This window comes from Bathymodiolus japonicus methanotrophic gill symbiont (assembly GCF_019721995.1).
Taxonomy (GTDB): Bacteria; Pseudomonadota; Gammaproteobacteria; order Methylococcales; family Methylomonadaceae; genus Methyloprofundus.
In genome coordinates, this window is the sequence record NZ_BLYC01000093.1 from 1 (window position 1) to 6,891 (window position 6,891).

Consider the following 6,891-nt stretch of genomic DNA (forward strand, 5'->3'; position numbering starts at 1 on the left):
CGGACGGGCTGATAGTCTCCAGAAGGCGCAGGGAAATTTGCCAATCCGAAGTGCGCGATAGCGCGCGAGGGAGGCTAAAATTTTATCCCGAATAGCCGTAGAGCCATTTGTGGTAGCCATGACTGAGCTGCTTTGTGCTCAGTCTGTGGCGGACGCAGGGCGGCTGGAGCATCTCCTATTCGCTGCATCAGTGTTCCCCTATCAATTGATGCCGTGAGACTAACCTCGCCACAAGAGAGCTCATAAAGCACTGTAAAGACATTCCTGTTATTATTGCGTTTTGAACTGCCCGAATGGTATACGAGCTGATACGAGATATTCTTGCCTGGAAAAATAATGGATTCACAAAACGATCTCGTTTTTGAGCCTGTTGCTGCCTTATCTCCAGAGCCTCGCTATATTTTTTATCCGATGGATGAATCAATTCTGGCTGTTGTGTTTTTGAACTCTCTTCAAACACGCGCATTAAATTATAGCTCATTGCAGTCAGGCGCATTTGATTTTCAAGTGAGCGGGTATTGGAAGACCAAGCTTTAGTTTCCTTGAAATTACTTTTAGTGTTATTGAATGTCTTTTCAATCGTCCATCGCTTGAAATACAGCATGGCAATGGTTCCAGGGTTAATAGTCATTGGCAAGGTTGTCACAAACCGGTGAAGTTTTCCGGTTTCTGGATCACGGTAATCCACCACGTTAAATTTGATGCCCTTGTTTTCGTACACACTGTATGCTTCAACCCCTGTATTGATCTCATGGCGGGAGTCAAAAGGGATAGACTCAACCAGAGTCGCAATTGAATTTTCTTTTAGCATTGAAATCATGTAATTAGCATGTCGTTTCTGCCGATCCCACCAGACAAAGTCGGTGACGGCTTTATCGTAGACATAGAGATGTTTCTGAGAGCTGTTATTTCCCTTGTTTTGCTTTTCAATATGATCTCGTAACACAGGTATTTCTTGATGCCTCTGAGTTCCGTTTGTCACCAGACAAAGAAATCTGAGCAACCCACTTCTGAGATTCAACGCGTAAATCCCCCCAGCCGCATAAACTTTCCCCTTGCTGTTTTTTTCAGTATGGCAGGCATGATCAATAAAATGTCCATCCGCTGCTTCTATGGTGTATTCGTCAAGTTCCGGGAATGCTTTAAGATAATCAATGCCTTGCGACAGCAGTGTTTCAGCGTGAAGATGATAGCTCTGCTGTTCAAATGCCTCAAGCATACTTGTTCGTCTATGCGACTTCAGTGATTTAAAATACGTTGAGTGGGGAAGCAGCTGGCCATAAATCTGTTCATTGGTTTGGAGGAAATGGCGACCACTATCGACTACACTGATACAGCGTAATAACCCAAGGCGAATAAAGTCGATATCCTTCAACTCTGGGCATGAACGAGCCCACAAAGGATGACGCTCTGCTAACAGGGCACGTTCCATACTTTCATTGCAGTGTTGGTGAATATGTTCAGAGAGTGGTAGGTCTTTAAGCATGGGTGATATCCGTTTATGAGGTGATTAAAACGGAAATTTTTAGAAAAATTTTTTCGGCAATTGCAAGCTTTATTTGAAATTATTTGTTGTTTTTTTACGGTGCCTACAGAGTGTCTATTTGCTGTTATAAGTGATTAAAATCAAAAAGATGGAAATATTCGAGTGGTGCTACCTTCAGGTAGGTTATAGGCTGCTTTGTTTAGGTACTTCTTCTTTCAATGGGAACACTGATGATTCGCTGCGTAGGTGAACGAATTACGGCGACAGGAGTCCCGGAATTTCGTGAGGTAGCATGGCGCGCCTGTTGTAGACTTAGATCGTGCTCGGTCTGATTCATCAAAGGCCAACACACCTTCAGTAATGCCATAACGTTTTAAAATTAAGACCACACTCACCCGTAGCAACCAGTCCCAGGGTATACTTGCTTTACGAAACACCCAGGATAATGCGGCTACTTTGCAATCTCCAAGGCTTGCTCGCTCAAACTTAGCCCAGCAAATAGAGTTCATTAGCAGTATGCCCGTTAAACAAGTGCCCAACCAAGCGGCTTGAATCCGTGTCAAAGCGGCTCCGGGTTTTAGCTGATTGAGCGCATCATTTAAATCGTCAATATAGCTTTGGATAAAGGTGGCAGGGGCATTCATTAACATGGGCTTACACCGATAAAATTACAACAACCTCAGAATACCTGGTTTTACCTTCTCAATATCAAAAACTTGAACATCGAGTATAAACATGGCAAAACCACCTAAAATAAACCTCGATACACCAGCATTGTGTATTTTAGCTACTCAATAATTGGGAAACTTCAGATTTTAAATTAATAAGCCCCTAACTAAATGGCATTGGTGCAGGCACCAAGCAGTGTCATTTGTCTTGATGCGAAAGTAGCCCCCCCGTGTCAGGATAGTTTTCGCCTTATTTGAAAAATAATAACTCAAACAAGGGGCGGAAAAATAAAACCATGACAACTCAATACCCAAAAGAAAGAAAAGATGCCATCATTAACAAAATGCTTCCCCCCTTAAATATGAGCGTACCTGAATTAGCTAAGGCCGAAAATATTCCTTACGGAACGCTGTATACGTGGAAGCAAACTTATGTTGATAAGATCGGGGAGTCGCTATTTTTGCGAAAGCTTGTTTTGGGCATCCCAGCCCAAGCAAGCGGCAAAAACTTAACGCGACCACTTATGCCTCCGGCGGCCCCGATTCGTCCTCGTCACCTCGTCCCGACCCAACAAGGGGTCGGAACATAGGCTCCAAATGACTTGACGCCGTGTCGGATGGCCTTTTATTTTGTCTCCACCTTCGCTAACGCTCAGACTCCGACAAAACAACGGCCCTACGGCTATCGCGGACTAAAAATCATCACTTCGCTTAGGCTCCGTTTCCCTGATTTTCAGCGAGTGCAAAAACACTAAAAACACAAGCCATTCTCCTATACAGTGGACAACCGAGAAAAAATTATCAGCCATTATAGAAACAAGTACCCTGAGCGAGCATTAGAGTGTAATGAATATTGTCGTACACGTGGGCTTTATAAAGCTGAACTTGAGTCCTGGAAGACCCATTTTATTAAAGGATCAGAGCAAAACGTGACGCAAGAAAAAACAGATAGAAACGTATTAAAACAATTACGTAGTGAAAACAAAAAATTAAAGAAAGAGCTTAATCGCAAAGAGAAAGCACTTGCAGAAACAGCGGCCTTATTGGTGCTTAGAAAAAAGCTGGATGCGCTCTGGGAGGAAAACGAGGACGCTTAATTCCTCACTCAGAGCGCGTAAATTATGTCACATGGATCAATGAGGCCATTGGACAAGGTGCCAGAAAGGGAAAAGCCTGTGATATTGTTGGTACAGGCGCGCCATGCTACCTCACGAAATTCCGGGACTCCTGTCGCCGTAATTCGTTCACCTACGCAGCGAATAGGAGATGCTCCAGCCGCCCTGCGTCCGCCACAGACTGAGCACAAAGCAGCTCAGTCATGGCTACCACAAATGGCTCTACGGCTATTCGGGATAAAATTTTGGCCTCCCTCGCGCGCTATCGCGCACTTCGGATTGGCAAATTTCCCTGCGCCTTCTGGAGACTATCAGCCCGTCCGGGGCTGACAGCGTCAGCATTCGTACCTTACAAAACTGGCAAGTTAACGGAGGAGTAGAGGCCGATAGAAGGTCGGATGCCATATGCCCATCTCCTAATAATAAATTAAGCGAATATGAGCAACTTGCTATTTTAATGACCTGTAATGAGGACGAGTATGCCAATTTACCACCGAGTCAAATCGTCCCTATCCTGGCAGACAAAGGCATCTACATTGCCTCCGAATCATCATTTTATCGAGTGTTGCATAAAGCAGAACAAGTCACACATAGAGGGCGGGCTAAAGAGCGCAAAAACACCTCCAAACCAACGAGTTATATCGCAGAAAAAGCGAACCAGGTATGGACGTGGGATATCAGCTACATGCCAACACCCATCGTGGGTCAGTTCTACTATTTATATATGATAGAGGACATTTATAGCCGAAAAATAGTCGGGGCTGAAGTGTATGAACAAGAAAGTGGCGAAGATGCCGCTACACTACTTGAGCGTAGCCTATTAAAGGAAAAAATGATGTATAACCCATTGGTGCTCCATTCTGATAATGGCGCACCAATGAAATCACTCACCTTGCGCAGCAAAATGTATGATTTAAACTTAACCAGCTCATACAGCCGCCCACGAGTGAGTAATGACAACCCTTATTCTGAAGCTTTGTTTAGAACGGTAAAGTATTGTCCTGACTGGCCTGGCAGTGGCTTTGATAGTCTTGATGAAGCCCGGGAATGGGTAGGTAACTTTGTCGAATGGTATAACAACGAGCACCGGCACAGCAAAATAAAATTCGTCACACCTGCGGAACGACATGAAGGAAAAGACAAAAATATTCTTGAAATGCGAGATAAATTATATCTCCAGAAGAAAAAAGAAAAACCTTCCAGATGGTCTGGCTCAACCAGAAACTGGGATGCTACAGGGCCAGTTTCATTAAATCCTGACAGGACTGATGAAGCGGCTTAAATAATTTAGGCGAAAACTATCTTGAAAAACACCGGTAGTAAGGCTAAAAAGGGTGGGGAGAGGGTAAGTATGTATCTCCCACCTGCACCGATGTGAAGCATCGTTCTTGAACCAAAAGGTTCAAGTGGGTGTCTATCCTGCATTTCAGGCTTTCCGCGAACGGACATGCGCACCAGTACAAGAATCGACTCCCTGGGTAAATATAGGTCCAAGAAACACCCACTCCACTGTCGAATGCCGCAGGAGATACATAGGTTATTTTAAACCGTTTTTAGAGCAGATTCGATCTTTAGATACATTTTATTTAAATGCTGGCTCAAACTTGAATCTTCAGGTACGCTACCCTGCTTGGATTGTTGCAGTTCGACGCTAAGATTTAACGCCGCAAGAACCGCGACCCGTTCCGCACCTGCAGCTTTTCCCGATAGCCGAATTTTACGCATTTTATGGTCTAATTGCTGCGCTGAAGCGATAAGATCTTCCTGCTCGCTTTCAGCGCAGATAATTTTATATTCTTTACCTAAAATATTGACTGATACAGGGTGTTGCTGGATGCTCATGTGCCATGTTCCATAGTTTTTAAGCGACTGATCATCGCCTCTACACGGGTACGCGCCATATTGGTTTTCTCAAGCAATTTGGCTTTTTCTTTAACTAACTCGTCCTGCTTGACTTTCAACGTGGTATTTTCATTTTGCACTGAATTATAACGCTGTATTAACTCTTCCTGCTTCTTTTCCAGCTCGTAAATATCAAATGATTGATTATTTGTGTTCATGAATGATCCATTATCTTGAAATCGGACGCGCCAATACAGCATCCCTTAAATCCCGCTAAAATGAAACCTATATAAATACAATAAGCTAACGGTAAAATTTATTAGTTATATTTAGTGGGCGCTGTACCAGGCTGATCGCCTGCTGTTAATGATATTGATTCTTCTAAAGCATCTCTAGACAAGCAGATTATACACTTTACTGAAGTTTCCCAATAATTATTTATGGTAAAATTGAAACTATGCTACAACCTGAATTCGTATAATAAGTGCATAACCCTCTGCAAGTATTGGCTAGACTAACACCTGTTGAATTAAGACAAGACATAGGTGTAAAGTAAACAGCTACCAAACAATTTACAGAGGCTACAAATGAGCTATACACACCTATGTCCTGAAGAAAGATATTATATAGAAATTGAATTAAAAAAGGGAACTTCACAGAATAAAATAGCAGAAGCCTTAGAACGAAGCCAAAGCAATATTTCACGCGAGATTAAACGCAATACAGGTCAAAGAGGCTACAGGCATAAACAAGCAGAAGATTTTGCCCAAGAACGACACAAAAACAAGCCTAAAGAGGTTAAATTAACGGATGAAATAAAAGGCATTGTTAATGTTCGCATTGAGGATGACTGGAGTCCTGAGCAGATTGCAGGGCGGTTAAAACAAGAAGGTATAATTAGTCTTCATCATGAAACAATCTACCAGCATATTCTGGCGGACAAAAAGGCAGGGGGTGAACTATACAAGCATCTTCGGCATCAGAACAAAACCTATCGCAAGCGGTATGGGTCAGCCCATAATAGGACAGGAATCCCTAATAGAGTCGATATAGATGAGCGTCCTGAAGAGGTCAACAACCGTAAGCGTATAGGTGATTGGGAGGCAGATACAATCATTGGGAAAAATCACAAAGGGGCGATTGTAACGTTGGATGAGCGAGTCTCTAAATTACGGTTGGCCTTCCCTTTAGCGGGGAAAAAGGCTCAATATGTATTAGACGCAACTATTTTAATGCTTGATCCTATAAAAAGCTTTGTTAAAACAATTACTTTTGATAACGGGAAAGAGTTTACCCTGCATGAAAAAATAGCAGAAGCACTAGGCTGTGATACGTATTTTGCGACTCCCTACAGCTCTTGGGAAAGAGGGCAAAATGAGAACGCTAATGGCTTATTAAGACAGTATTTCCCTAAAGTAATGGAGTTGATTGATGTTACGATAAAAGAGGTTTTTATAGCCGTTGATAAGCTAAATAGTCGCCCTAAAAAGTGTCTCAATTACAAAACACCTTATGAGGTATTTGAAGAGCTGACTGGGATAGATATGAAAAATTTATTGGGTTATGTACTTATGACTTGAATTCAGGCAACTATAGACTTTCAGAAAATTAATTTACGAACAAACAAAAACGACAGAGGGGAAACTGGCTTATAATTTTCGTCCCAACACTAACGGAAACAGTCAAAAAGGGTATCCCTCACTTTTTCAAAGTCAATTGTAGACCGACTAAAAAAAAATATGGCGACAGCTCTCAAGCTAAGTTTAGCTTGAGAGCTGTC

The 6,891-nt window shown here is 42.6% G+C and carries 10 protein-coding genes, 1 other RNA gene and 1 pseudogene; 6 read left to right on the forward strand and 6 right to left on the reverse strand.

The features are described from left to right. Window positions 1-187: 187 nt before the first annotated feature. Window positions 188-1,486, reverse strand: coding sequence for a transposase (locus K6984_RS29770; protein WP_221895624.1), 1,299 nt, complete (start codon window positions 1,484-1,486; stop codon window positions 188-190). Between the two features lie 215 nt (window positions 1,487-1,701). Further along, the gene (locus tag K6984_RS29775; protein ID WP_221898588.1) at window positions 1,702-2,136 is read right to left on the reverse strand and encodes a hypothetical protein; all 435 of its coding nucleotides are present in this window, start codon (window positions 2,134-2,136) and stop codon (window positions 1,702-1,704) included. 479 nt (window positions 2,137-2,615) lie between these two features. Here K6984_RS29775 and K6984_RS35520 point away from each other — a divergent pair, with 479 nt between their 5' ends. The 3 genes from K6984_RS35520 to K6984_RS35860 are packed head-to-tail and all read left to right on the forward strand — an operon-like array spanning window position 2,616 to window position 3,251. Then, window positions 2,616-2,744 (forward strand): hypothetical protein, encoded by a 129-nt coding sequence (locus K6984_RS35520; protein WP_263458600.1) that lies wholly within the window; start codon window positions 2,616-2,618, stop codon window positions 2,742-2,744. Window positions 2,745-2,771: 27 nt separating this feature from the next. Continuing rightward, window positions 2,772-2,909, forward strand: a complete 138-nt coding sequence (locus K6984_RS29780) for a hypothetical protein (protein WP_221898589.1) — start codon at window positions 2,772-2,774, stop codon at window positions 2,907-2,909. A gap of 24 nt (window positions 2,910-2,933) precedes the next feature. Further along, window positions 2,934-3,251: a transposase gene (locus tag K6984_RS35860; RefSeq protein WP_338024581.1), complete on the forward strand. Its 318-nt coding sequence runs from the start codon at window positions 2,934-2,936 to the stop codon at window positions 3,249-3,251. A gap of 8 nt (window positions 3,252-3,259) precedes the next feature. Here the strand turns inward: K6984_RS35860 and K6984_RS29790 are convergent, their stop codons facing one another. Then, the gene (locus K6984_RS29790) at window positions 3,260-3,460 is read right to left on the reverse strand and encodes a hypothetical protein (RefSeq protein WP_221898591.1); all 201 of its coding nucleotides are present in this window, start codon (window positions 3,458-3,460) and stop codon (window positions 3,260-3,262) included. 12 nt (window positions 3,461-3,472) lie between these two features. Between K6984_RS29790 and K6984_RS29795 the strand changes: the two genes are divergently transcribed. After that, window positions 3,473-3,649 (forward strand): hypothetical protein, encoded by a 177-nt coding sequence (locus tag K6984_RS29795; RefSeq protein ID WP_221898592.1) that lies wholly within the window; start codon window positions 3,473-3,475, stop codon window positions 3,647-3,649. Then, window positions 3,604-4,551: pseudogene (locus K6984_RS29800) on the forward strand (IS3 family transposase); the annotation flags it as partial. The gene K6984_RS29795 and the pseudogene K6984_RS29800, both read left to right, overlap by 46 nt. Window positions 4,552-4,622: 71 nt before the next feature. On the opposite strand, the gene ssrS reads toward K6984_RS29800, so the two are convergent. The 3 genes from ssrS to K6984_RS29815 form a co-directional block, all read right to left on the reverse strand. Continuing rightward, a non-coding RNA gene (gene ssrS / locus K6984_RS29805) (6S RNA) lies at window positions 4,623-4,800 on the reverse strand. Window positions 4,801-4,811: 11 nt separating this feature from the next. Then, window positions 4,812-5,111, reverse strand: a complete 300-nt coding sequence (locus K6984_RS29810) for a cell division protein ZapA (RefSeq protein ID WP_221898594.1) — start codon at window positions 5,109-5,111, stop codon at window positions 4,812-4,814. Next, the gene (locus tag K6984_RS29815) at window positions 5,108-5,329 is read right to left on the reverse strand and encodes a TIGR02449 family protein (RefSeq protein ID WP_221898595.1); all 222 of its coding nucleotides are present in this window, start codon (window positions 5,327-5,329) and stop codon (window positions 5,108-5,110) included. Before K6984_RS29815 ends, K6984_RS29810 begins: the two co-directional genes overlap by 4 nt. Before the next feature lie 369 nt (window positions 5,330-5,698). Between K6984_RS29815 and K6984_RS29820 the strand changes: the two genes are divergently transcribed. Beyond that, on the forward strand, window positions 5,699-6,691 hold the full coding sequence (locus tag K6984_RS29820; protein ID WP_221894956.1) for an IS30 family transposase: 993 nt from the start codon (window positions 5,699-5,701) through the stop codon (window positions 6,689-6,691). Window positions 6,692-6,891: the final 200 nt, after the last annotated feature.